The following is a 25,762-nucleotide window of genomic DNA, read 5'->3' on the forward strand; positions in this document are numbered from 1 at the left end:
AACCTTCAAAACTGAACGCAAAACGTAATCTTACAAACCCTAGGTTTGTATTCCGAAAATATCCTTAGAAAGGAGGTGATCCAGCCGCACCTTCCGATACGGCTACCTTGTTACGACTTCACCCCAATCATCTATCCCACCTTCGGCGGCTGGCTCCAAAAGGTTACCCCACCGACTTCGGGTGTTACAAACTCTCGTGGTGTGACGGGCGGTGTGTACAAGGCCCGGGAACGTATTCACCGCGGCATGCTGATCCGCGATTACTAGCGATTCCGGCTTCATGTAGGCGAGTTGCAGCCTACAATCCGAACTGAGAACGACTTTATCGGATTAGCTCCCTCTCGCGAGTTGGCAACCGTTTGTATCGTCCATTGTAGCACGTGTGTAGCCCAGGTCATAAGGGGCATGATGATTTGACGTCATCCCCACCTTCCTCCGGTTTGTCACCGGCAGTCACCTTAGAGTGCCCAACTAAATGATGGCAACTAAGATCAAGGGTTGCGCTCGTTGCGGGACTTAACCCAACATCTCACGACACGAGCTGACGACAACCATGCACCACCTGTCACCGTTGTCCCCGAAGGGAAAACCATATCTCTACAGTGGTCAACGGGATGTCAAGACCTGGTAAGGTTCTTCGCGTTGCTTCGAATTAAACCACATGCTCCACCGCTTGTGCGGGCCCCCGTCAATTCCTTTGAGTTTCAGTCTTGCGACCGTACTCCCCAGGCGGAGTGCTTAATGCGTTAGCTGCAGCACTAAGGGGCGGAAACCCCCTAACACTTAGCACTCATCGTTTACGGCGTGGACTACCAGGGTATCTAATCCTGTTTGCTCCCCACGCTTTCGCGCCTCAGCGTCAGTTACAGACCAGAAAGTCGCCTTCGCCACTGGTGTTCCTCCAAATCTCTACGCATTTCACCGCTACACTTGGAATTCCACTTTCCTCTTCTGCACTCAAGTCCCCCAGTTTCCAATGACCCTCCACGGTTGAGCCGTGGGCTTTCACATCAGACTTAAAGGACCGCCTGCGCGCGCTTTACGCCCAATAATTCCGGACAACGCTTGCCACCTACGTATTACCGCGGCTGCTGGCACGTAGTTAGCCGTGGCTTTCTAATAAGGTACCGTCAAGGTACAGCCAGTTACTACTGTACTTGTTCTTCCCTTACAACAGAGTTTTACGATCCGAAAACCTTCTTCACTCACGCGGCGTTGCTCCATCAGGCTTTCGCCCATTGTGGAAGATTCCCTACTGCTGCCTCCCGTAGGAGTCTGGGCCGTGTCTCAGTCCCAGTGTGGCCGATCACCCTCTCAGGTCGGCTACGCATCGTCGCCTTGGTGAGCCGTTACCTCACCAACTAGCTAATGCGCCGCGGGCCCATCTTATAGCGACAGCCGAAACCGTCTTTCAGTATTTCACCATGAAGTGAAATAGATTATTCGGTATTAGCCCCGGTTTCCCGGAGTTATCCCAAACTATAAGGTAGGTTGCCCACGTGTTACTCACCCGTCCGCCGCTAACGTCAAAGGAGCAAGCTCCTTATCTGTTCGCTCGACTTGCATGTATTAGGCACGCCGCCAGCGTTCGTCCTGAGCCAGGATCAAACTCTCCATAAAAAGAAATTTGATTAGCTCAAATTGTTTTGCCGGCATCATGTTTGATGTCCAAAATTTTGTTTCTTTCACCAACTCAAGGTTAGCTACTAAAAACTTTATTGATTACGTTTTGCTTGTTCAGTTTTCAAGGTTCATTTCGTCGCCGTTGTTTTTCAGCGACTTCTTTATATTAACATTTAACTCAATTCGTGTCAATAACTTTTTTCAAAAAGTTTTTTCGTTCGTTGAGTTTTTTTATTACGTCTTAGCGACAATTAATATAATACATTATCAATTAATTAAAAGTCAATAACTTTTTTATAAAAAATATCGAGGTATTTTTTATACCTCGATAACTAGCATACTACAGTCCTTGCTCCATTTCTAGAGCTTCTTTATTTACCTTATAATGACGGTGGAATATCATTTCACTTTTCGCAACGATTGGTTCAATTTGAATATAACCTTTGTCCACTAGATATTCTACAAATACTTCTAAATCTACTGAGTAATTCATGAGCTCACCATGATCATGCAATTCCTGAATAGTCCAAGTATCCTTTGTTTGCATGACTTCTAAAATATGCTGAGCGCCGTCTCGAGTACGTGAATGTATTAAAAACTCACTTGCTAAAAACAATAGCTCTAATCGTTTCTCTATTGGCTCAATACTTGTAACGAGCTCTTCGTACAATTTATAAATCGCTGGTTCTATTTTTTTCACCTGTGCCCAAACAGTTACTTCAGGATAAAGTCCACTATCGATAATGGATAAACGGCCTAAATGATGTAACGAATCTACTACATGATTATAAGCATCAAGATAGCTACCTTTATCAAAGTATTCTTTTCCTTCTAAGTAACGACGAATTAATTTTGAAAATTGAATGCCTGTTTTGATTTTACGACCGCTAAACGGAAACTCCTGTAATTCAATTTTTAATTTATGAAGAAATTCATTACGATCAAATAATACTCTTCCAAAGAAAATCCAATCGACCACTTTTTTATTTGAGCCAATAAGCAGCCATTTTCGTATTATTTTCTCGGTAACCGTATGTAAAGCTACTTTATTTCCTTCATATAGGTAATGTTTCGTAAAGACTGGCTGTTCTGCTTCTTTTACGATAATAAGTAAGATTGTATCAAATGTATCTGTAACATTACTTTGTTCCTCTCGTTTTTCCACTAAAATAACGCCTAGTGTATTCGACTGACTTGCACGTTCCTGATATATTGGACGCAAAACTTGTTCCATGTTCAGTCCCCCTCTATTTGCTTGTAACCTTTTATCTTCATTCAGTGGATGTCACGGATTTACACCGGACTCAATTACGCCAAGGCGAGATTGATTTCGTTAAAATTTCGACATACTCTAAAAGTATTCCTTCTTTCCACGTTATCAAAGCTAAAATACTTTGTTCTTATATGTTATAGTAGATTTTAGATTGGGAGGCAAGATGATAAATGAAACCTTACAAAAGTAAAATTAATAAAATCCGTTCATTCGCATTAGCACTTATTTTTATCGGCTTTGTAGTTATGTATGGGGGAATCTTCTTTAAAAACAATCCTATTCTAGTCTTAATTTTCATGACCCTTGGTGTACTTTGTATTATTGGTAGTACTGTTGTCTATGCATGGATTGGACTGCTCTCAACACGAGCCGTGCAAGTCGAATGCCCTAATTGCCATAAACACACAAAAGTATTAGGCCGTGTAGATATGTGTATGTACTGCAATGAACCATTAACTCTGGATCCAACTCTAGAAGGAAAAGAGTTCGACCAATCTTATAATAAAACAAAAAATTCCTAGCCCTATAGAAGAGCTAGGATTTTTTTATTGTACTTTTGCAGATACTTCTTTACACGATGGACAAGTGCCGTAAATTTCTAAACGATGCGCATGCACATCAAAGCCTGTTACTTGTGATGCAAAATGTTCAATTTCGTCGAGACCAGGATAATGGAAATCGACTATTTTTCCACAGCATTCACAAATCATATGATAATGATCGTTTGTAACGAAATCAAAGCGGCTTGAAGCATCACCGAAAGTTAGCTCTTTTACTAGACCAACTTCACGAAATACGCGAAGGTTATTATAGACAGTCGCTACACTCATATTCGGGAATTTCCCTTCAAGTGCTTTATAAATTTCATCGGCAGTTGGATGTGCCATTGTTTGAATTAAATATTCCAAAATAGCATGACGCTGAGGAGTAATACGAACACCAGTTGTTTTCAACGTGTCAAGTGCATCCTGTAAATGCATTTCAGACATCGTCATGCACCTCTTCCATAAAGATTATTAATTGATAATAGTTATAATTAGTGTATCCAATTTAGCTTACTTCTGTCAACATTCATACACATTTCACTTTAATGAGGATTGCCGCTTCAATAACCCCTTGATAAATCTAACCTATTTTCTACATCTGTTTCACCACGTAACCACTTCTCTAAATTCGGCTTAAAAATCGCTAAGCTACGTTCAACATAGCGAGATGAGTGACTAGAAACATGCGGAGACACAATGACATTCGGCAAAGTCCATATTGGATGATTCGCAGCTAAAGGCTCTTGTTCAAATACATCTAAAACAGCGTAACCGATTTCACCTGTTTGAATGGCATGCATCAAAACAATCTCTTCTACTAAGTTCCCACGACCAAAATTCATAAAAATGGCGTCATTTTTCATCGCTTTAAAATGGTCTGCTTTTAATAAATGTGTCGTCTCTTCTGTTTTAGGTAAAACTGAAATGACAATATCAGCATTAGGTAAAGCTTCGGCTAATTGATCAAAACTCACCATCTCATTCATATACGCCGCTTCGTTCCCTGAACGGTTACAGCCAATTGTCGCAACACCAAAAGCTTGCAATAAGCGACCTACTTCCGAGCCAATAGCTCCAGGCCCCAAAATAAGTGCTGTGCTGTCTCGTAACTCGGATTGTTTCGCTTTTTTTGACCATTCACTTTTCTTCTGCTGTTCATACACCCAAGGTAGTGCACGCTTAATCGCTAAAATATGAGCAAGCATTGATTCTGCCATTGGCGTTTTATGAATGCCACGCACATTCGAAACTACTATTCCTCGGTCAATAATGGCCCCGGCTGGCATTTTTTCAATCCCCGCTGAAGCTACAAAAATCCATTTCACCTTTGTCGCATACTGAATATTTTCATCATTTAAATCTTCACCATATGTCACAAGAACATCCGCTTCTTGTAGCTCATTATTTGATAAACCATTTTCAAAAACAAAATCCACCTGTGGAAATTCTGCTACTAGTGGCTCACGTAAATCTGGTCTTGGTTCAAACGTAAAATAAATTCTCATTGCTTCGCCTCCCATTCTGCTAAATATGTATATACTTCTTCAATATGATTTTTTACACGTACTTTACGCCAAGCCTTTATCAAATTTCCATCTGTATCAATCAAAAATGTTGAACGTTCAATCCCCATATATTCACGTCCATACATCTTCTTCAGCACCCAAACTCCATATGCCTCTGCCACGGCATGATCCTCATCCACTAATAGTGAGAATGGTAATCCATGTTTATCTATAAATTTGATATGCCTTTTAGCTTCGTCAGGACTAATACCAAGCACAACTGCATTTAATTTACTAAAATCCTCATGCTTATCACGGAAGTCACAAGCCTCCGTAGTACAACCTGGTGTCATATCTTTAGGATAAAAATATAAAATAACATTTTGTCCTTTAAAATCCGCTAACTTTACTACTTCTTCTTTTTCATTCATAAGGGAAAAATCCGGTGCTTTTTTACCTTCTATTAAAGCCATATCAATCTCCTCCTCTGTACGCTTTATTTTACTCTAAATAGCAAAACAAATCATATCCCTTAATTTCTTTGGATTTCTTGCACTGATAGGTCTACAATAGATGAAGTATAAAGATTTAGGAGGCAATATAGATGAATCACACAAAATCTGAAGCAGTACACGCAGAAGCGCTACAGCATATCGTCGGTGGTGTAAATAGCCCTTCTCGTTCTTATAAAGCAGTCGGCGGAGGTTCACCTGTCGCTATGGCTCGTGGGAAAGGTGCTTATTTTTGGGATGTTGATGGCAACCGTTATATTGACTATCTAGCAGCTTACGGTCCTATTGTTACTGGTCACGGTCACCCACATATTGCAAAGGCTATTACGCACGCAGCTGAAAATGGTACTTTATTTGGGACTCCAACTGAATACGAGGTTACTTTTGCTAAGATGCTTAAAGAAGCAATGCCATCTATGGATAAAGTGCGCTTTAATAACTCTGGTACAGAAGCTGTCATGACTACAATTCGTGTAGCACGTGCTTATACTGGCCGTACGAAAGTTATGAAATTTGCTGGATGCTACCATGGTCACTTTGACTTAGTATTAGTAGCTGCTGGTTCTGGTCCTGCGACATTAGGTACTCCAGACTCAGCGGGTGTTACAACTTCAACAGCCGAAGAAGTAATTACAGTACCATTTAACAACCCTGAAGCATTTACAGAAGCAATGGATCAATGGGGCGATCAAATCGCAGCCATTTTAATAGAGCCTATCGTTGGAAACTTCGGTATTGTTGAGCCTAACCCAGGCTTCTTAGAATTAGTGCATTCTACAGCGAAGGAAAAAGGTGCATTAACTATTTACGATGAAGTTATTACTGCTTTCCGCTTCCACTACGGCGGTGCCCAAAACTTGTTAGGCTTAACACCTGACCTAACAGCGCTAGGCAAAGTAATCGGCGGTGGTTTACCAATCGGTGCATACGGCGGCCGCAAAGAAATTATGGATACAGTTGCTCCACTTGGACCTGCTTATCAAGCGGGTACAATGGCAGGAAACCCTGCCTCTATGCAAGCTGGTATTGCCTGTCTAGAAGTATTACAAACTCCAGGTATTTATGACGAAATGGATCGTCTTGGAGCTATTTTAGAGGAAGGTATCCTAACTGCAGCCAAAAAACACGATGTAACAATTACTGTTAATCGCCTTAAAGGTGCTCTTACTATTTACTTTACAGATGTGAAAGTAGAAAACTATGAGCAGGCTGAAAACTCAAACGGCGAAATCTTTGGACGCTTCTTCAAATTAATGCTTGAACAAGGCATTAATTTAGCACCATCAAAATATGAAGCATGGTTCTTAACAACAGAGCATACAGAAGCTGATATTGTTGAAACAATCAAAGCAGTAGATAGTGCATTTTCACAACTGTAAAGGCTAAACGCTTAGTGAGAAACGCAATTTATAATAGCATCTAGATTATCTAACTTTTAAAGACGACTCCCATGCGAGTCGTCTTTTTCTTTAAATGACATACAAATCTATGTATTTTATGAGCACTTCCTTCTATAATGTAAAGAAGCATTAATTATGCAGCCTAAGCCCCTCTATTTCAGCGGATGTCTTTTGTACCGAAAGCGTAGCGACAGGTACAGATGATTGAACACCTGCTGAATAGCAACTAAGTCTTCAAGGAGTTAAAATTTTAGACAGAAAGGACATCCATTTTCTATGAAATTAGGTGCCCGTGTATTTAAAACTGGTGTTGCCATCGTGTTTGCACTATTTATTGCTGAGTTACTAGAGCTTCCTTCACCTGTTTTTGCAGGAATTGCAGCAATCTTTGCGATTCAGCCATCTATTTATCGCTCCTATCAAACAATTGTGGAGCAAGTACAAGCCAATATTATAGGAGCTACCATCGCGGTCATTTTTGGCCTACTTTTTAGTCACCATGTAGTAGCAATCGGCATTGCAGTCATTGTTGCTATCGGTATTATGTTGAAATTTAAGCTTGAAAAGTCGTTGTCTCTAGCACTTGTTACTGTTGTAGCTATTATGGAGATTCAAGGAGATGACTTTCTTACATTTGGCCTTATTCGCTTTCTTACCATATTAGTTGGGGTATTAGCAGCATTTGTTGTCAATTTGTTCTTCCTACCGCCAAAATATGAAGTAAAGCTATTCCGTAAAATTTACTTTTTACAAGATGATATTATTCGATGGACGCGACTTGCTGTTCGTCAAGCATCTGAGCATACTTCTACTAAAGAAGCATTAAGCAAATTTAAGTCTCGTATGCAACGTGTTGATACACTGTATGATTTTTATAAGGAAGAGCGTAATTACTTTAAAAATAAAAAATTTGTAAAAGGACGTAAATTAGTTGTGTATCGTCAAATGATCACAACGTCGAAGAAAAGTTTAGAGCTCCTTCATCGTCTTCATAATCATGAAAACGAATTAGCACAGCTCCCGACACAATTCCATTTAATGATTCAAGAGCGGCTTGATTTTCTACTAACTTACCATGAGCAGCTCCTGTTAAAATATACAGGGAAATTAAAGCCCGAACATTCGGAGTGGAGTAAAAACATCGATTATGTTCAGCGTAACGAGTTAATGGAAATATTCATCAAGCAGATCAGTTATGCGCATGACGAAGGCGATACAGAATTTTCGAGCTATCACTTGCTTTATATATTATCGCGTATTTTAGATTACGAAGAAAACCTAGAGCATTTGGATACGCTCATTGTGTCGTATCAAACTCATCATGGTCATGAAATCAATGTGGAATTTGAAGAGGAATTTGTTTAATAATTAAAAGTGAGCGAAGAGTTGGCATAATGTCCATCTCTTCGCCCTTTTTATTAGCTTTTCATTTTCGGATCAAGCGCATCACGTAGGCCGTCACCCATTAGATTAAAACCGAGAACCGTTAACATAATAGCTAATCCTGGGAAAATCATCGTCCACGGAGCCTTTAATAAATATACGCGGGCATCCGCCAGCATTTTCCCCCATTCTGGCGCGGGTGCTTGAGCTCCTAATCCAAGGAAGCCTAGTGCTGCCGCCTCAATAATTGCTGTCGCTATCGCTAGTGTTCCTTGTACGATGATTGGCGTCATCGAGTTTGGCAAAATATGCGAGAACAAAATTCGCGAATCACGCATTCCAATCGCCTTTGCTGCTACGATATACTCCTCTTCTTTAACACTCAATACTTTCGAACGAATTAAGCGCCCAAAATTCGGTACGTTAATAATGGCAATGGCAATCAGTGCATTTTGTAATGATGGTCCAAGTACCGCTACTACCGCAATCGCTAGTAAAATACTAGGGAATGCTAACAGAATATCGAAAATACGCGAGATTATCGTATCAACCCATCTTCCATAATACCCCGCAATAATGCCAAGGAAACTACCTACAATAACAGAAAGAATAACCGATAAAAAGCCTACTTTCAAAGAAATTTGAGCTCCATAAATAACTCTAGAGAAAATATCCCGTCCGAAGTCATCCGTTCCAAACCAATGCTCACTTGATGGTGCTAATAAACGCATCGAAAGATTTTGTTCATTCATTCCTTCAGGAGCAATCTGTGGACCAAATATAGCAAGAAAAATAAAAAATAGTACAATGCCTGCACCTACCAGGGAGATTTTACTCTTTTTAAAGCTGCGCCAGCCTTCTCTCCAAGGACCTGCCGCTCGTTCACGTCTTGGTGCTGCTTCTGTTTTTACATCCATGGCTCCAGTCATTATTGCTTCTCCCCCCTATTTGTATTTAATCCGCGGATCAATCACTGTATACAGTAAATCCACAATTAAGTTAATCATGATAAAAATAAAAGCAATTACTAAAATTCCTGATTGAATAACAGGATAGTCACGGAAGCCAATGGCATCATATATATAACGACCAATTCCAGGCCAGCTAAAAATTGTCTCTGTTAAAATAGCACCACCTAGTAACAATCCTGTTTGCAACCCAATGACAGTTAACACTGGGATAACTGCATTCTTCAATGCATGCTTATAAACAACAATAAACATTTTTTGCCCTTTTGCTCTAGCGGTGCGTACATAGTCAGAGCGCATTACTTCAAGCATAGACGACCTAGTCATTCTTGCAATAATCGCCATTGGAATTGTCGCAAGAGCCATGCCCGGTAATACTAATCGTTTTATTACTTCAGTAAATTGATCAAAGCGGCCTTCGATGAGTGTATCAAGTAAATAAAAATGAGTAATGGCGGTTATTGGATCTCGTACATCTTCTCGTCCAGATGTCGGGAACCAGCCAAGCTGATTACTGAAAGCCCATTGTTCCATTAAACCTAGCCAGAAAACCGGTACAGACACCCCGACTAAAGCAACTACCATTGCCACATAATCGAACCAAGAATTTTGGAACCATGCAGAAATAATGCCTGCATTTACGCCAACGATCACTGCAATAATCATGGCAAACAGCGCTAGCTCAGCTGTTGCCGCTAAATACGGGTAAATCTCCTCTGATACGGGTAATTTAGTACGTAATGATACGCCTAAATCCCCCTGGAAAATGCCACCTAAATAACTAAAATATTGAGTATACCACGGCTTATTTAATCCTAAACTTGCGTTTAACGCTTCAACCGCTTCTTTCGTTGCCTGCTGCCCTAAAATTACTTGTGCTGGATTACCAGGAATTGCACGAATTAACATGAAGACGATGAAAGTCATTCCAAGCAAAACTGGGATTAGTTGGGATAATCGTTTCCCCATATAGTGAAGCATTTTCTTCACCCCTCTGTTATTTTCATAATATACTTTTGTAAGAAAAGCATTGAAGTCTTTACACATACTGTAGAAAGGGTCAGCTTTCACCAACAAAAGAATCCGCTAGATTTCTACGGCTTACCCGCAGAAAGCAAGCAGATTCTTTAAATTTTCTTATCTTCTTAAATTAAAACCTGTTGGGATAGCCGTTTAATACCTACTTCACATCTACTGTATCTAAACGGTCTGAACCTGTCGGATGTGCAACATAGTTTGTAACTTTAGTATTAGCAGATAAAATTGGCGTAGAGTGAGCAAGCGGAACCCATGGTGCATCTTTAGAGATAATCACTTGTGCTTGCTTGTAAAGGTCATTACGCTTGCCCTCATCCATTTCAGTTTGTGCCGCAACAAATAATTCGTGCACTTCTTTGTTGTCATAGAATGTATAGTTGTTAGAATGAATATTATCTCCGTCTAATAAAGTGTAAAGGAAGTTATCTGCATCCCCGTTATCACCTGTCCAACCAAGTAAGAACGCATCTGCCTCTCCATTTTCCGCCTTTTCTAAATACGTAGCCCATTCGAACGTTACAATCTTAGATTTCATGCCAACATCTGCTAAATTCTTCTGAATGGCTTCTGCAATTTTTTGACCGTCAGGCATGTACGGACGTGGTACAGGCATTGCCCATAGCTCAATTTCTTTACCATCATAGCCAGCTTCAGCTAATAATGCTTTTGCTTTTTCTGGATCATAGTCATAGCCTTCAACCTCATCGTTGTAGCCTGCAATTATTGAAGGCATCGGATTTTTTGCTGTCTCGCCTAAGCCTTCATAAAATGCATCTACTAATGCTTGCTTATCAATTGCATGATTTACTGCTTGACGAACCTTTACATTATCGAACGGTGGACGAGTTACTGTTAATCCAAGATAACCAACATTCATAGACGGACGTTCGATTAATTGTAAATTTGCATTTGATTCGATTGAAGCTTTATCAGATGGACTTAAGCCATCAACTACATCAACCTCAGCATTAGTTAATGCATTGAATCGTGCGGAGTTATCTGGAATAGAACGGAAAATAACTTTATCTAATTTCGGTAAATCTGCAATACGGTAATCAGGGTTTTTCTCAATAGTGATAGAATCATTTCGTTTCCACTCTACAAATTTAAATGGACCAGTACCTACTGGATTATCTTTAAGAGCCTCATCATTCTTTTCAAATGCTGTTGGTGAAGCAATAGCAAATGGTGACATCGCTAAGTTTTTCAAGAATGGTGCTTGTGGCTGAGCTAGTTTAAATATAACTTTATAATCCCCATCAGCAGTGATCGACTCAATTACTGGCTTTTCATTTACCGTAAATTGAGAAGCGTAGTATGGGAATTTATCAGCACCACCAGCTTTCCAGCGCTCAAAATTTTTCACGACTGCTTCAGCATTAAAGTCAGTACCGTCATGGAACTTAACCCCTTCTTCAAGTTGCATAGTATACGTTAACCCATCTTCTGAAGATTCCCAAGATTTTGCCAGCCCTGGGTGTAACGTTACATCCTTCTCTCCAAAGTTAATTAGAGTCTCATAGATATTAACGGTAACTTTAAACGATTCACCTTCTGTTACTGTCGCTGGATCGAGAGCAGTAGAATCGCCACCACGACCATATACTAATGTTTTTGGTTCATTACTGCTAGTTGAGTCACCTCCACTTGATGTATCTTTACTACCCGTATCCTTAGAATCTGAACCGCCACAAGCAGCTAAGATTGTCGAGAGAACAAGGATAAGCATTACTCCCAAAGTCCAAAGCTTCTTTTTCTTCATTTAATTTCCCCCTAAGTTTTTTTATATCATTGAATGTTGGATTGCATCGTAAAGATGACAAGCAACAAAATGACCCGGTTTCACCTCTTGCATTTTCGGAACTACTTGAGAACACTCTTCTTTTTTAAATGGACATCTCGTATGGAAAGTGCAACCACTTGGTGGATTCGAAGCACTCGGAATATCTCCAGAAATAACAAGCTGTTCACGTTCAAACATAGGATCTGGAACAGGTACCGAGGATAGCAACGCCTGTGTATACGGGTGAAGTGGCTCAGCATATAAATCTTCGCTTGCTGTCAACTCCACTAATTTCCCTAAATACATCACACCTACACGATTACTAATATGCCGTACAACCCCTAAATCATGGGAGATAAAAATATAAGTTAGCTTTAAATCCTTTTGTAAGTTTTGCAATAAATTCAATACTTGAGCCTGTATAGATACATCGAGAGCAGAGACAGGCTCGTCTGCAATAATCATGCGCGGATTCGTCATCAGCGCACGGGCAATGCCGATACGCTGTCTCTGACCACCACTAAATTGGTGTGGATACCGTTTCACATGATATTCATTTAACCCAACAATTTCGAGAAGCTCTAACACTTTCTTCTTCCGTTCTTTTGCATTGCCCATTCCATGAACAATAAGAGGCTCCTCCAATATCTTCCCAATATTATGTCTAGGATTAAGAGAGGCATAAGGATCTTGGAAAATCATTTGAATATCTCTACGGGCTTTGCGCATTTCATTGTTCGATAGTTCAGAAATTGCCTTTCCTGCAAATTCAATTTTGCCCTCAGTTGGCTCAAGCAATCGCATTAAAAGTCGACCAGTCGTTGATTTACCACACCCAGACTCACCTACAATACCTAATGTTTCTCCTTCAAAAACTTCAAAGGAAACATCATCTACTGCCTTTACGTCCCCAACTTGTTTGTTAAGGACCCCCTTCCGAATGGGGAAGTATTTTTTCAAACCATCAACTTTCAATAAAGTTTTCGACATGTTGCTCCACCTCCTGTTTCTCTAGTAAAAAGCATCTTGATTTATGCTGCTCTCCTGCTTCATATAAAGGTGGCGTTTCTTGTACACAGCGTTCCATCGCAAATTCGCAACGTGCTGCAAAGCGGCAGCCTACCTGAATACTTCCGGGTTTTGGTACACTGCCTGGTATAGAGTAAAGGTTGTCCTTCTTATAACGCATATCTGGTACAGACTTAATAAGTCCTTGTGTATAAGGGTGCTTTGGATTAACGAATATCTCCTGAATAGGCGCCTCCTCTACTATCTGACCTGCATACATCACAATCACTCGCTCGCATGTTTCTGCCACAACGCCTAAATCATGCGTAATTAATAAAACAGCTGTATTTAAACGTTTATTTAAATCTTTCATCAGCTGCAAGATTTGAGCTTGAATCGTAACGTCTAGCGCGGTAGTCGGCTCATCAGCAATCAGCACCTTCGGATCACAGACAAGCGCCATCGCAATCATGACCCGTTGTCGCATCCCCCCGGATAGCTGATGTGGATAATCTTTTAATAATTCCTCAGCACGTGGTAAACCTACAAGCTTCATAATTTCAACTGCCCTTGCAAAGGCTTCTTTTTTCGACCATTTTGGATTATGGATTAAAATCGCTTCTTTTAGCTGATCCCCAATTGTAAACAAAGGATTCAAGGATGTCATAGGTTCTTGGAAAATCATCGCCACATCTTTCCCACGAACTTTCTGCATTTGTTTATCAGATAATGTTACGAGGTTTTTCCCATCTAACCGTATTTCTCCCCCTGTTATTTTTCCAGGCGGTGACGGTATTAACCCCATAATGGACAGGGATGTAACACTTTTTCCACTTCCTGATTCCCCTACTATCCCTAATATTTCTCCCTCATGAACAGAAAAATCAATATCATCTACGGCAGGAATTTGTCCATCATCTGTAAAAAAGGTTGTCTTTAAGCCTTTTATTTCTAGCAGCTTTTTTCTCATGATCAATCTCCCATCGTCCTATATTTTTACTTAATCACTCTAACTATCACTCAATTCCCTATTTTCAGATAATTCTAACCAAAAAACATTGCTCTTTCAATCATAATTGTTCTGCAATAAACATAGATTTTCTACATCGTTCGAGTTTCATATTAATAATGTCTTATTAATTGATACTAATTTATAAATAAGACAAAAAAATAGCCTTCCATTTATGCTTAAACGGAAGGCTATTTTTAAATTTTTAACTCATAACCAAAAGATGGGGACGACATTACTCTTTGCTTTCGCATATTAAAAACTTGTTAGTCCAAGCGACTCCTCGGGGATTAGCGATATAGAGGAACGAAGGCTAAAAGCATCACGTCCTGTGATAACGCCTTCGTGACCAACCTCGTGCTGTTGCTTTCGCACAAACAAAACCAAAACCCTATGCTGCCGCTACGTTGCACTCACGCTTTCGCGCAAAAGACATCTGTTGACCCGAGACCCTGCAACGAAGCGAAGCGGCTCATCGGACGCCCCCAGGAAGCTTTGCTCTGTGCGAAAGCGTAGTGTTAACGTAGCAGCAGCAAATGTTTTAACTGTGCGAAAGCGAAGCGCCAGCAACAACAATGTTTTCTCTGTAGCGAAAGCAAAGCGTCAGCTACAAAGCGCCTGGCCGGAACGGAAATCAACCACACATTATGATGGTGCATCAATCTAAATGTTGCACCTGGAATAAACTAAAGTACGTGCCCTCTTTTTGCATTAATTGCTCGTGCGTACCACTTTCAATTAATTGTCCATGATCAATAACAAAAATTTTATCTGCATGTGTAATCGTAGAAAGTCGGTGAGCAATTATTATTGTCGTACGTTCATGTGCAAGTACATCCAATGATTCTTGGATAAGTGCCTCGCTTTCTAAATCCAATGCAGAGGTTGCTTCATCCAGTATTAATATAGGAGGATTTTTTAAAAACACACGAGCGATCGCTACCCGCTGCTTTTGTCCACCTGATAACTTCACACCGCGCTCCCCGACCTTTGTGTCATAACCATCTGGTAAGCTCATAATAAAATCATGTGCATTGGCTGCTTTTGCCGCAGCAATAACCTCTTCATCAGAAGCATCTGGCTTGCCCATTAAAATATTTTCTTTTACGGAATCACTAAACAAAATATTATCTTGTAGGACTATTCCAATTTGTGAGCGTAAAGAATGTAGAGATACGTCACGCACATCATAGTCATCAATACATACAGTGCCACTCGTTGTGTCATAAAAACGAGGAATTAAACTAATGATAGTTGATTTTCCTCCACCACTCATTCCTACAAATGCAACTGTCTCGCCAGGATTAATTGTAAAATTGATATTGTTTAAAATTTGTGAGCCCTCTTCTTCATATTGAAAGTTCACATTGTCAAAACGAACTTCACCTTTTACCCGAGGTAGCTCTAACGCATTAGCCTTGTTTTTTATTTCATAAGGTTCATCTATTAATTCAAACATTCGATCCATTGATGCAATTGACTGTGTTAACATTGTTGATGAACTTACAAGGCGACGAAGTGGACCATAAAGTCGTTCGATATAGGCAATAAAGGCAACCATTGTCCCGATTGAAAGAGGTCCATTAATAACCTGATAACCTGCATATGCAATTACTAGGAGTGGTGCTACATCCGTGATTGTATTCACCACTGCAAACGATTTAGCATTCCATCTCGTATGATCCAACGCTTTCTCTAAAAATTCTCCATTTGCTTCATCGAATAATTTTTGCTCATGCTTTTCTAGCGTGAAGCTTTTAATAATACTCATTCCAGCTACACGTTCATGTAAATAACTTTGCACACCTGCTAGTGCTTGTGACCGTTTACGTGTTAAAGACCGAAGCTTGCCAAAGAAGAACTTTACGCTAAACGCATAGAATGGGAACGCAATCAATGCTACTAGCGTTAGCTTTACATCCATAGCAAACATAATACCGATTGCAATAACAATTGTCGCAAGGTCCAGCCAAACATTCATCAGGCCTGTCATAATAAAGTTTTTTGTTTGTTCCACATCATTAATTACTCTTGAAATCACATCGCCAGCTCTTGTATTGGCATAATATCTTAAACTTAGTCGCTGTAAATGTGCATATATTTGTTTTCGAATATCGAAAAGCACTTTGTTACTGACATTTTGAGCAAAATATTGACGGTAATACTCAATCGGTGGTCGAATAATAAAGAATACAATGATCGTGCCACCTAACCAATAAAACAATTCTTTTGTCTTCTCTGCATCCGTTAAATGATCTGCAGCAATAATATCATCTAACACAATTTTTATGAGTAATGGAATAAATAACGGAATTGCAAATTTCACTATACCAATTAAAATCGTTAAAATTATTTCCCATGTATATGGTTTTACAAATCTCATATAACGCTTTATACTACCCAATTCATTATCACATCCTTATCAAAAACCATATTTAGCAAATGCAAGGGGAACCCCTTGTTTCACTTCGTACATAAAAAGAAACAGACATTCACAAAATGAATGCCCAAACGTATTATAGCAATATTTTGTTTTAAATACAGTTAATTTAGCTTTGTTACGAACTATTTTGCAATCAGCTTATGTAACATTCCTTTTTACATTTTTTCCTTTAATCTTTTATATACAAATTCTAGTAATATAAAGATTAAACCTACTAGCATGAACCCTAAAGAAGGTACGTATAATTCCTTATTCATATGTATAGAATCATTCACAAAGTGACCCAAACATCGGACCGCTTCAGCTACAAGTCTGTGCATGAACAACATAAAACTACCAGTCAAAAAAAATAATGTACCTATAATATAACCTGTATTCATAGTTCCCCTCCAAATATCTGTAATGCTTTACAATATTACTATAACAAAAAACTGGTAGATAATTACTTATTTTTCCGATAAAAAAACACCTATTAGTAAAACTAATAGGTGCAACTAACAATCATCTGCTTGCATATCGAGCTGAAACTTATAGCGACTTGTCCAGGCATCGATAAAATCAGGTGCAAAGGGTCCTCTTTTTTGTTGAATCCAGCTAATTAATTTATCGACATTGCGCTTTAAAATTTTATCTATGACATCTGGATAAGACATTTCCTTACGATGCAGCTCATATTCATCCTCATCTAAGAGTGAATAAGACATATCGGGGAAAACTTTAATATCTAAATCATAGTCAATATATTTAATGGCATTATTATCGAAAACAAATGGTGAGCTTAGATTACAATAATAATACACACCATCTTCACGTAGCATGCAAATGATATTAAACCAGTACTCCGCATGGAAATAACAAATAGAAGGCTCTCTCGTTAGCCACGTTCGACCATCGGATTCTGTCACAAGTGTCCGCTCATTCGCACCGATAATGATATTTTTTGTTCCTTTTAAAACCGTTGTTTCTTGCCAAACACGGTGGATACGGCCATTGTGTTTATAACTATGTATTTGTATCGTTTCTCCTTCTACCGGTATTGCCATCTTTGAAGCCCACCTTTTCATCTATGCTACCTAAATCTAGCAGTCTCTAGTATATTATAGCAATGTGTAGGCGAAAGGTGTAGTTAGAAAACCACAAATTTCCCTGCGCTCTTTTAAATTTGTACAAAATTTCGTTAATTTAAAGCGAATTTTATCATAACACTAATCCAATTGGAATTATTTGTTTATACCCATGTATCGGAGCATGGTTTTATCAACTATCCGAGCAGTTCCTTATCACCTGAACCGTTTTTTATCTTGCTATATAAAAATTTAAAAGGAGCTGCCCTTTTTAATCTGTTCGATTATAGACAGCTCCTCAGAGGTAAATGCAATTATGCAATTTACAAAGTGTTATTCACCAAGATCTTGGTTAGTTTTATTGAAGTTACCTGAAGCTTGAGCTTTTTTCTGCTCTGCTTTAGCATTTTGCTTTTGCACTTCATTAACATCTGTTTCATAACCAAATTCTTGACTTTGACGTTGCATGTTTTTATTCGGTTGGAAATTCTGGTTGTTTTGCTTTTTCATTTTCATTCACCTCCACGCTCATTATTGTGTACCGAGGTGAATGCTTTTATGCCTAAAAATTTTATATAAATAACTTTCCAGATTAATCCTTTGTTTCCTGCCAAATTTTCAGCATTGGAACAGACATTGGTAACAATTCTATTTGTTCACGAGTCAGCCATTCGCCCTTTTCTGCTGAATTACATTTCATAAAATAGCTATTTATATGCCATGTTAAATGTGAGAAAACATGTTTAAATGTTAGCAAATCCTGTTGCGATTGAACATTCATAGCATAATCATTAATAAAAGTATCTATTGAATCTTTACCGTGCTCTAGCATTGGGAACTGCCATAGATTAGCTAGTAAACCCTCTGCTGGACGCTGCTCTAATAAAATTCGCCCTTCGCCATCTTGACATACAAGCACATCGTATGTGAGATGCTTCATCTTTACTTTTTTAGATTTGATAGGTAATTTTTCAGGCTCTCCTTCATTAAAAGCGGTACAGTATTCCCGAACCGGACATAATAAACACTTTGGTGAAGTTGGCGTACAAATAAGTGCACCCAGCTCCATTAAGCCTTGATTGAAGGACGATGCATTTTCAGGATCAATTAGTTCTTCAACAGCCTCTTCAAAAACCTTTTTAGTCTTTGGAACGGCTATATCATCATGGATAGTAAGCACACGACTTAAAACACGCATAACATTTCCATCCACTGCATGTTCCGGCTTATTATAGGCAATACTTAAAATAGCTCCAGCAGTATACGGACCAACGCCTTTTAATTTTGAAATCTCATGGCGATTATCGGGTACTACCCCACCGTAGTTTTCTAATACCTCACGAACACCCGCTTGTAAGTTACGTGCACGGGAATAATAGCCGAGGCCTTCCCAATGCTTTAATAAGTATTCTTGTGGAGCTTCCGCGAGTAATTCTAATGTTGGAAAACTTTCCATGAAACGATTGTAATAAGGAATAACTGTGTCGACACGTGTTTGCTGTAGCATCACTTCCGATACCCAGATTTTATAAGGGTCCGTCGTATGCCTCCAAGGTAAATCACGTTTCTCAACATTAAACCATTCGACTAAAGATTGTCGAAATTCTGTTACATATGGATAATTCACAGTGACCTCCAGTGTTTTTACGATTTTATTTATGGTAAAAAGAGTATACAATTAAGAAAAGACCATCTGTCTAAAACGACAAAAAGCGCCATTATTTTCTAGCTTCAAGATTTAGCACGACCGTCTTAATAGAGAAATATTAAAGTATTACGGATTATTGAAATATACATGTATGCAAATTGTACTCTATTTAGATGCATACAAGGAGTGGATATTTTTGGATTCAGGTACACATTTCGTTATGGGTATAGCCCTCGGTGGTCTTGCATTAGCAGATCCCGTTGTAGCAAGTCATTCAATGACCTTTACCGCAGTAATGGCAGGTACAATTATTGGCTCGCAGGCACCTGATGTCGATACAGTTTTAAAACTGCGCAACAACGCAATTTATATTCGACATCATCGTGGAATTACACATTCACTACCAGCAGTAGCTATTTGGCCCATCTTAATTACAGCGGTTTTAGCACTTATTATTCAAGACGCAAATGTGTTTCATTTATGGCTTTGGACATTTTTAGCTGTAGCACTTCACGTCTTTGTTGATATTTTCAATGCTTATGGTACACAAGCACTTCGACCGTTTTCTAGAAGATGGGTTGCACTTGGTGTCATTAATACATTTGATCCTATTATTTTCACACTACATTGCATCGGCATTTTGCTTTGGGCATTTGGTGTTAATCCTATTTGGACATTTAGTATCATGTATCTCATTATTATCGTTTACTACATTTTACGATTTGCAGTCCAAAAGGCTGTAAAGAAAGCTGTGCATAATACCATTCAGGATGAAGAGTATGTTATTGTAGCCCCTACAATGCGGTTCTTCCACTGGCGTATTGCAGCAAAATCCAAAACGCATTATTATGTTGGCCGTGCATATGGGAGAGCTGTTAATATTTACGATAAATTCGAAATAAAACCTTTACCAAAAACGCCTCTTATTGAAATAGCATTGAAAGATCCCAATCTCGCTGCATTCGTGTCATTCTCACCATTGTACCGTTGGGAAATTTCAGAACTTGAAAATGGCTTAACAGAAGTAAGATTAATTGATCTGCGTTACCGTAGTGATAATCGCTATCCATTCGTGGCTGTCGCTCATTTAAACGAGGACAATGAGATTATCACTTCATACACAGGCTGGATTTTTACAGAAGATAAACTCCAGAAAAAATTACAAGTTGGCGCAAGTAATTAAACATCAGTAAACCCTGACCAAATATTGGCCAGGGTTTTGTTATTGTACCATATCATCACTAGCATCAAGTAAATGTGCGTATTTGGGGTTACGCCCCGCAAATGCATGCAGTTTATCACCATAACTGGCAATTAATTGACGCACCAAATTTTCAGTGTATTCCGCACCGCGATAAGCGTAACCAGCTTTAGCAGAAGTCGATTCGAAATCACTCCATAAAAGCTCAATCCATACTCGTGCACGCCCTACTGACATTTCCGGATTTTTTGCAAGTAACTCAGCTGTTAGCTTTTCAATTTTTTCATCCATTTATTTGCCCACCTTTACAGGTGATAGCATTGAAACAGGTAAAGCCTCTTGGTATTTTTCGCCCCCTAAGCGATGACCCCATGCGAAACGTCCTTTTAAATAATCCACTTGGAAAAATTCATTTTCAGAACCGTCAATACGATACATTTCTCCAGGAATTATTGTATCTAAATCCACTAAATAAGCTGCAGCCATTAAAGCCTTGCGCTCGTATACTGCGAATTCATTAATGATGCCTAGCTGTTCCGCCTTACGTGCTTTTTCCTTTATCCTAGCTATTTCTTCACGTAATTCATGCTCTGACATCGCAGCATAATTTTTTTCGTTCATTCCTCATTCTCCTTCTCTTCTATAAAACGATCTATAACTTCTATAGGAAAACCCTTTTGATAGAGCGCCTGCTTTATTTTCATTTTCAACTCAAAACCAGTATACTTCGATGAATACTTTTTCCAAACTTTTTCGCCTTGCACATCAAGTAGCTGTTGCCATTCATCTTCCTCTTGCTCAATCTCTATTTGACTAAGCACCTCATCTACAACACTAAAAGAATAACCTTTTCTCATTAAAAAATCTTGAATTTTAGCTTTTATTTGTGTTGGCGTTTTCTTTTTTTCCGATCGAATGACCTTTTCAGCCAATTGTGTCGCAAGCTTTACCTGTTCCCCATGACTATATGTAGCCAATACCTCATCCTGTAAGCTTTTATCAATCCCTTTTTTTATAAGGTCTTGCCTAATTGCTTTGGGTCCCTTTTTCATCGTAGCCTTTTTCGTATCGAGCAACGCCTTGGAGTAAGTTTCATCATTTAAAAAGCCATACGATTTAAGCTTTTGTATAGCCTCTAAAATAACCGCTTCCCCAAATTCTAATGAGAGCAGCTTTTTCTTAACCTCATGCTCACTGCGCATTTGATAAGATAAAAAATTTAACCCTTTATTAAAAGCTTTTCGAATCTCATCCTCATAGGCAATTTCCTGAATATCAAATTCCTCAAGCACTTTGCCCTTCGTTAACCCAAATTGAATGAGAATTGCCTCATCTACAGGAAAAGCGTATTCTTCGTTCAAATATATATTATAACGTTCTGGATTGTTTTTTTGACGTGCAATCTTCGTAATAACACGCATTCGTAACACCTCACTATAACCATTATAACATTTTTCGTAAGTATTGCTTTTGAGGTGTTTTCTCGGTTTGCGTTCGATTCGCGGGATTTACTTCTTTTCTTCGGGTATTCTCTCCTCTTTCGCGGGTATTCATTTCTCTTCCGCGAAGGTTTGGACACCCGCGGAAAAGTAGCTTAAACCTGCATTTATCTCACTACCTATAGAAGTGAGAGACTTCCGCTAAAAAAAGTCAAATTCCCCCATTAAAAAGGAACTTTTTTAATGAAATCAAGTAGGATAATTTTAAAAATAATAACACATTCTAATAAAAAAGAAAGGATGCGTTGTTTTTATGTGGAAACAGCATATAGTAGGATCGGTAATTGCTACTTTTATTATTGCCGCGGCAATTAGCTTTAATCCATTTTCGGCCTCTGGCTCTGATGAATACAACTGGGGCATTAAACGAGCGAAAAACGGTGAACCAGCAGAAGCTGGGGCACAGCTTGATCAGATAGTTGAGAAATATGGTGCCATTTATAAAGGAAAGCCTGATAATAAAGTTGCTTATTTAACCTTTGATAACGGATATGAAAATGGGTTTACGGAGAGCATTTTGGATACATTGAAGAAGGAAAATGCACCAGCTACCTTCTTTTTAACTGGTCATTATTTAGAAAGTGCCCCTGATTTAGTGAAACGCATGGTTAAAGATGGCCATATGATCGGCAACCATTCATATGGGCACCCAAATATGGCGAGACTAACGCCCGATGGTATGCGTAAAGAATGGAAAAAGCTTGACGATAAGCTGCGTGAATTGACGGGTATTGAACGTACAACATATGCTCGCCCGCCTGAAGGTACATTTAATGCGAAATTATTAGAGGTAGGCAATGCTGAAGGTTATCGTCATATTTTCTGGTCTGTTGCCTTTAAGGATTGGGAAAGGGATGTACGACGTGGCGCAGATTATGCGTATAACGCATTAATGGAACAGCTTCATCCTGGTGCCGTAATATTAATGCATACTGTTGCGCAGGATAACGCTGAAGCTCTTCCTAGGTTTATTGCCGAAGCGAAAAAACAAGGCTATACATTTTTATCCCTTAACGATTTAGTTTTAGAACATGAAGATTTCCCTGTCGCTTTGCAATCGTCTACTCCTTAGTTATAATGGAGAGATGATATTAAAAGAACAGGGACGTGGAACGCTTGACGCAACAAACAACAATGGAAGTAGGACAAAAATTTCCTCTAATAATAAAAAGACTAGGTATTAATGGTGAAGGTGTAGGCTTTTATAAGCGTAATGTCGTATTTGTAAAGGGTGCCATTCCTGGTGAAGAAATTACAGCACAAGTGACTAAAACACAGCGAAACTTTGCTGAAGCAGAAATAGTAACGATTCGCAAAGCTTCAAAACATCGCCAGGAAGCACCATGCTCAGTTTACAACGAATGCGGCGGCTGTCAGCTTCAACATATGACATATGAAAAACAGCTGATTGAAAAGCGTGATATCGTCGTTCAAGCATTAGAACGTTATGCTAAACCATTAGCTACTTCAGTTGAAGTTCGTAAAACTCTAGGGATGGATAATCCATGGAATTACCGAAACAAAAGTCAATATCAAGTACGTAAAGAGGGTAAGCGTGTCTATGCAGGGTTATTTGCAGAAGGTAGCAACAAGTTACTGAACATCAATGATTGCCTAGTGCAACATCCGAGTACATCAAAAATCACGGTGGCAACACGTAAAATTTTACAAAAACTGAATATTACTATTTACGATGGTCGTACGCTTGATGGCTTAGTGCGTACGATTGTTGTACGTACAGGGATTCGTACGGGTGAAACACAAGTCGTGCTTGTCACAACACGTGAGGAAATTCCACATCTAGCCGAGCTCATTGCACGTATTAAAAAAATCGACCCAAGTATCGTATCGATCGCTCAAAATATTAATCGTGAGAAAACATCGTTAATCTTTGGCGACGAAACGATTGTCCTCGACGGTAAGGAAACGATTCACGAGGAGTTAGGTGAATTAGCCTTTGATTTATCAGCTCGTGCCTTTTTCCAACTGAATCCAACACAAACTGTTCATCTCTATGATGAAATCAAAAAAGCAGCAGCATTAACAGGCAGAGAAACAGTTGTAGATGCTTACTGCGGTGTTGGAACAATCGGTTTATGGCTAGCTGACAAAGCGAAAGAAGTTCGTGGGATGGATGTCATTCCAGAAAGCATTCAAGATGCACGTAAAAATGCACGTAACCATGGTTTCAAGCATACAAAATACGCAGTCGGCACAGCAGAAAGCGTTTTAGCAAAATGGCGTAAGGAAGGATTTACACCAGATGTTATTACAGTTGATCCACCACGCACAGGTCTAGCACCAGAGTTTATCCGTACGGTGTTAAAGCTAAAACCGAAGCGCTTTGTCTATACGTCTTGTAATCCATCAACATTAGCGAAGGATTTAAATGAATTATCGAAGTTTTATGATGTAGAGTATATTCAGCCAGTGGATATGTTTGCACAGACTGCACAAGTGGAATGCGTTGCGAAGCTTGTGTTGAAGAATAAATAATGTTGAAGAAGGACGTCTTGAGCAAACTCTAGGCGTCCTTTTTTAATCGTTCCCTTTTTAAACAAAACAGGCGTCCCTTAAAAAAAAGAGACGCCCAAATTGTTTATTTTTCTATGTAATGCACAGCTCAAGCTGCCTGGTGGATGACGGACGGTCCAGAAAAATCAGCACCTTAACCAGTAGCCCAGGATTTAAAAGATTTTTATACTTTAAGTTTTTAGCTTTAATACGAAAGATCTTTGAAACGTAAACTTTGGACTTTTAACTTTAACCTTTGAGCTTTCAACTCAGATTAATTAAAGTATCCTTTGTTGTAAGACATGTTTCAGGTTTTAACTCGCACACATGTCTTGAAGCGCGAGCGACTTTTCGTTTTCCGTTTTCGCTTGGCCATGCAAATTTAGTTAGGCTTGTACTTCAATAAATGTCGTTGCGTTTGATTCTGATAATACAGCGTCGACCTCTGATTCAAATTCTTCAATTCGACTATTTAATGCTTCCATCTTCTTTTTAACATTCATCGGATCTATTAATTCGAACTCGTTTCTTTTCATAAATGTGTCCGTATGTAATTTAACTTCCTCAGGAGATTGTTTATCTTTATTCCCTAGAATATTAACTAAATACGTTTCTAGCTTCGCTGGCAACGCATCATTTTCTTTAGCAACCATATTTATCGCTGAACGATATTGCTGTTGCATGACTTCTAACAGTTCCTTTTCATATTGAATGGACTGTTTCCGTTCAATTGCTTCCGCTACAGTCATTTCTTCTTTTCCTACTATTACTTTTGTTATAGCATTGGACTCTACAACTAATGCCTTAATTCGGTTGCGATAGTCAATTAAGCTAACTACTTTATCGTATGAGGCTTGCATTTGCTTTTCATATTCTTGAATCACTACACCATTAATTTTGCTATTGCTTTTACGATTAGCTAACACTGAACTAACCTCATTCGTTGCTGCTTCGATGCGATGATTTAACATCTTCAATTCTGTTAATGCACGGTGAATTGATATTTTTTTATATTCAGTCATGATTCAATCTCCTCATAATAATTAGAATCTTAGTTAGTGTTCTTCTATTATATAGAGATAAAAATACAAAGTCCAAATATTACTTCTCTGCAAATTTTATTTGATTTTATGTTTGCTTGTCTGTATAATATCATTCTAGGTGCCAAACCTATGTGACTTGGACGGAACATCCTTGTCACGCAAAGAACGCCATAACAGCACGGATTTGCTGGGCGTTTTTTGTTTTATGAGCGGGAGATGAGCCCCGCTCTTTTATTTTGCCCCAAAATATACATAGCGCAAAAGCTTACAAGCTAGCAATTTACTCGAGCTATTACTTCCTCT

General features: G+C 39.0%; 24 protein-coding genes and 1 rRNA gene. 7 read left to right on the forward strand and 18 right to left on the reverse strand.

The features are described 5' to 3' along the window. Positions 1–68: 68 nt before the first annotated feature. Both ABE34_RS16230 and ABE34_RS16235 read right to left on the reverse strand, forming a co-directional pair. Positions 69–1,620: ribosomal RNA gene (locus tag ABE34_RS16230) — 16S ribosomal RNA — on the reverse strand. A 343-nt stretch (positions 1,621–1,963) separates the two neighbouring features. Continuing rightward, positions 1,964–2,857: a nucleotidyltransferase-like protein gene (locus ABE34_RS16235; protein WP_197143526.1), complete on the reverse strand. Its 894-nt coding sequence runs from the start codon at positions 2,855–2,857 to the stop codon at positions 1,964–1,966. Between the two features lie 209 nt (positions 2,858–3,066). Between ABE34_RS16235 and ABE34_RS16240 the strand changes: the two genes are divergently transcribed. Then, on the forward strand, positions 3,067–3,417 hold the full coding sequence (locus ABE34_RS16240) for a YgzB family protein (RefSeq protein WP_197143527.1): 351 nt from the start codon (positions 3,067–3,069) through the stop codon (positions 3,415–3,417). A gap of 24 nt (positions 3,418–3,441) precedes the next feature. Here the strand turns inward: ABE34_RS16240 and perR are convergent, their stop codons facing one another. The 3 genes from perR to bcp all read right to left on the reverse strand — a co-directional run bounded on the left by perR (position 3,442) and on the right by bcp (position 5,419). Further along, positions 3,442–3,885 carry a peroxide-responsive transcriptional repressor PerR gene (gene perR / locus ABE34_RS16245; protein WP_197143528.1) on the reverse strand — a complete coding sequence of 148 codons (444 nt, stop codon included), beginning with the start codon at positions 3,883–3,885 and terminating at the stop codon, positions 3,442–3,444. A 116-nt stretch (positions 3,886–4,001) separates the two neighbouring features. After that, a complete protein-coding gene (locus ABE34_RS16250) occupies positions 4,002–4,946 on the reverse strand; it encodes a D-2-hydroxyacid dehydrogenase (protein WP_197143529.1) in 945 nt (314 codons plus the stop codon). After that, complete coding sequence (gene bcp, locus ABE34_RS16255; RefSeq protein ID WP_197143530.1) at positions 4,943–5,419, reverse strand: thioredoxin-dependent thiol peroxidase; 477 nt, start codon at positions 5,417–5,419, stop codon at positions 4,943–4,945. Before bcp ends, ABE34_RS16250 begins: the two co-directional genes overlap by 4 nt. A 131-nt stretch (positions 5,420–5,550) precedes the next feature. Between bcp and ABE34_RS16260 the strand changes: the two genes are divergently transcribed. Both ABE34_RS16260 and ABE34_RS16265 read left to right on the forward strand, forming a co-directional pair. Continuing rightward, positions 5,551–6,837: a glutamate-1-semialdehyde 2,1-aminomutase gene (locus ABE34_RS16260; protein WP_197143531.1), complete on the forward strand. Its 1,287-nt coding sequence runs from the start codon at positions 5,551–5,553 to the stop codon at positions 6,835–6,837. Positions 6,838–7,134: 297 nt separating this feature from the next. Continuing rightward, positions 7,135–8,223 (forward strand): FUSC family protein, encoded by a 1,089-nt coding sequence (locus tag ABE34_RS16265; RefSeq protein ID WP_197143532.1) that lies wholly within the window; start codon positions 7,135–7,137, stop codon positions 8,221–8,223. A gap of 53 nt (positions 8,224–8,276) precedes the next feature. Here ABE34_RS16265 and nikC read toward each other — a convergent pair whose 3' ends face one another. From nikC to ABE34_RS16290, 5 genes are all read right to left on the reverse strand, one after another. Continuing rightward, a complete protein-coding gene (nikC, locus tag ABE34_RS16270; RefSeq protein ID WP_197143533.1) occupies positions 8,277–9,170 on the reverse strand; it encodes a nickel transporter permease in 894 nt (297 codons plus the stop codon). A 15-nt stretch (positions 9,171–9,185) separates the two neighbouring features. Then, the gene (locus tag ABE34_RS16275; RefSeq protein WP_197143534.1) at positions 9,186–10,190 is read right to left on the reverse strand and encodes an ABC transporter permease; all 1,005 of its coding nucleotides are present in this window, start codon (positions 10,188–10,190) and stop codon (positions 9,186–9,188) included. Between the two features lie 199 nt (positions 10,191–10,389). Then, positions 10,390–12,009, reverse strand: a complete 1,620-nt coding sequence (locus ABE34_RS16280) for an ABC transporter substrate-binding protein (RefSeq protein ID WP_197143535.1) — start codon at positions 12,007–12,009, stop codon at positions 10,390–10,392. Positions 12,010–12,030: 21 nt separating this feature from the next. After that, entirely contained in the window at positions 12,031–13,020 is a 990-nt protein-coding gene (locus ABE34_RS16285) for an ABC transporter ATP-binding protein (protein ID WP_197143536.1), read from the reverse strand. After that, positions 12,995–14,008, reverse strand: a complete 1,014-nt coding sequence (locus tag ABE34_RS16290; protein WP_079564303.1) for an ABC transporter ATP-binding protein — start codon at positions 14,006–14,008, stop codon at positions 12,995–12,997. Before ABE34_RS16290 ends, ABE34_RS16285 begins: the two co-directional genes overlap by 26 nt. Positions 14,009–14,549: 541 nt before the next feature. On the opposite strand from ABE34_RS16290, the gene ABE34_RS16295 reads away from it, so the two are divergent. Then, positions 14,550–14,714, forward strand: coding sequence for a hypothetical protein (locus ABE34_RS16295; protein ID WP_197143537.1), 165 nt, complete (start codon positions 14,550–14,552; stop codon positions 14,712–14,714). Here ABE34_RS16295 and ABE34_RS16300 read toward each other — a convergent pair. The 4 genes from ABE34_RS16300 to mutY all read right to left on the reverse strand — a co-directional run bounded on the left by ABE34_RS16300 (position 14,706) and on the right by mutY (position 19,181). Then, positions 14,706–16,451 carry an ABC transporter ATP-binding protein gene (locus ABE34_RS16300; protein WP_276569503.1) on the reverse strand — a complete coding sequence of 582 codons (1,746 nt, stop codon included), beginning with the start codon at positions 16,449–16,451 and terminating at the stop codon, positions 14,706–14,708. The two genes, ABE34_RS16295 and ABE34_RS16300, sit on opposite strands and share 9 nt — an antisense overlap. Before the next feature lie 533 nt (positions 16,452–16,984). Next, on the reverse strand, positions 16,985–17,533 hold the full coding sequence (gene ntdP, locus ABE34_RS16305) for a nucleoside tri-diphosphate phosphatase (RefSeq protein WP_197143539.1): 549 nt from the start codon (positions 17,531–17,533) through the stop codon (positions 16,985–16,987). 354 nt (positions 17,534–17,887) lie between these two features. Then, entirely contained in the window at positions 17,888–18,064 is a 177-nt protein-coding gene (locus tag ABE34_RS16310; protein ID WP_079562726.1) for a gamma-type small acid-soluble spore protein, read from the reverse strand. 82 nt (positions 18,065–18,146) lie between these two features. Then, the gene (gene mutY / locus ABE34_RS16315; RefSeq protein WP_197143540.1) at positions 18,147–19,181 is read right to left on the reverse strand and encodes an A/G-specific adenine glycosylase; all 1,035 of its coding nucleotides are present in this window, start codon (positions 19,179–19,181) and stop codon (positions 18,147–18,149) included. A 217-nt stretch (positions 19,182–19,398) separates the two neighbouring features. Between mutY and ABE34_RS16320 the strand changes: the two genes are divergently transcribed. Beyond that, entirely contained in the window at positions 19,399–20,385 is a 987-nt protein-coding gene (locus ABE34_RS16320) for a metal-dependent hydrolase (RefSeq protein WP_197143541.1), read from the forward strand. Between the two features lie 39 nt (positions 20,386–20,424). Here the strand turns inward: ABE34_RS16320 and ABE34_RS16325 are convergent, their stop codons facing one another. From ABE34_RS16325 to recX, 3 genes are read right to left on the reverse strand one after another with little or no spacing between them, the layout of a single operon-like run. After that, positions 20,425–20,694, reverse strand: a complete 270-nt coding sequence (locus ABE34_RS16325) for a YfhJ family protein (protein ID WP_197143542.1) — start codon at positions 20,692–20,694, stop codon at positions 20,425–20,427. Then, positions 20,695–21,024, reverse strand: coding sequence for a YfhH family protein (locus ABE34_RS16330; RefSeq protein WP_079562722.1), 330 nt, complete (start codon positions 21,022–21,024; stop codon positions 20,695–20,697). Continuing rightward, entirely contained in the window at positions 21,021–21,824 is an 804-nt protein-coding gene (recX, locus tag ABE34_RS16335) for a recombination regulator RecX (protein ID WP_197143543.1), read from the reverse strand. The genes ABE34_RS16330 and recX overlap by 4 nt, the downstream gene beginning before the upstream one ends. Before the next feature lie 331 nt (positions 21,825–22,155). Here recX and ABE34_RS16340 point away from each other — a divergent pair, with 331 nt between their 5' ends. Next, on the forward strand, positions 22,156–22,974 hold the full coding sequence (locus tag ABE34_RS16340) for a polysaccharide deacetylase family protein (protein ID WP_197143544.1): 819 nt from the start codon (positions 22,156–22,158) through the stop codon (positions 22,972–22,974). 44 nt (positions 22,975–23,018) lie between these two features. Continuing rightward, on the forward strand, positions 23,019–24,398 hold the full coding sequence (gene rlmD / locus ABE34_RS16345) for a 23S rRNA (uracil(1939)-C(5))-methyltransferase RlmD (protein WP_197143545.1): 1,380 nt from the start codon (positions 23,019–23,021) through the stop codon (positions 24,396–24,398). A gap of 404 nt (positions 24,399–24,802) precedes the next feature. On the opposite strand, the gene ABE34_RS16350 is transcribed toward rlmD, so the two are convergent. Beyond that, positions 24,803–25,438, reverse strand: coding sequence for a hypothetical protein (locus ABE34_RS16350; RefSeq protein WP_197143546.1), 636 nt, complete (start codon positions 25,436–25,438; stop codon positions 24,803–24,805). Positions 25,439–25,762 lie beyond the last annotated feature (324 nt).

The organism is Lysinibacillus sphaericus (assembly GCF_015844675.1).
In the GTDB taxonomy this organism is placed as follows: Bacteria; Bacillota; Bacilli; order Bacillales_A; family Planococcaceae; genus Lysinibacillus; species Lysinibacillus sphaericus_E.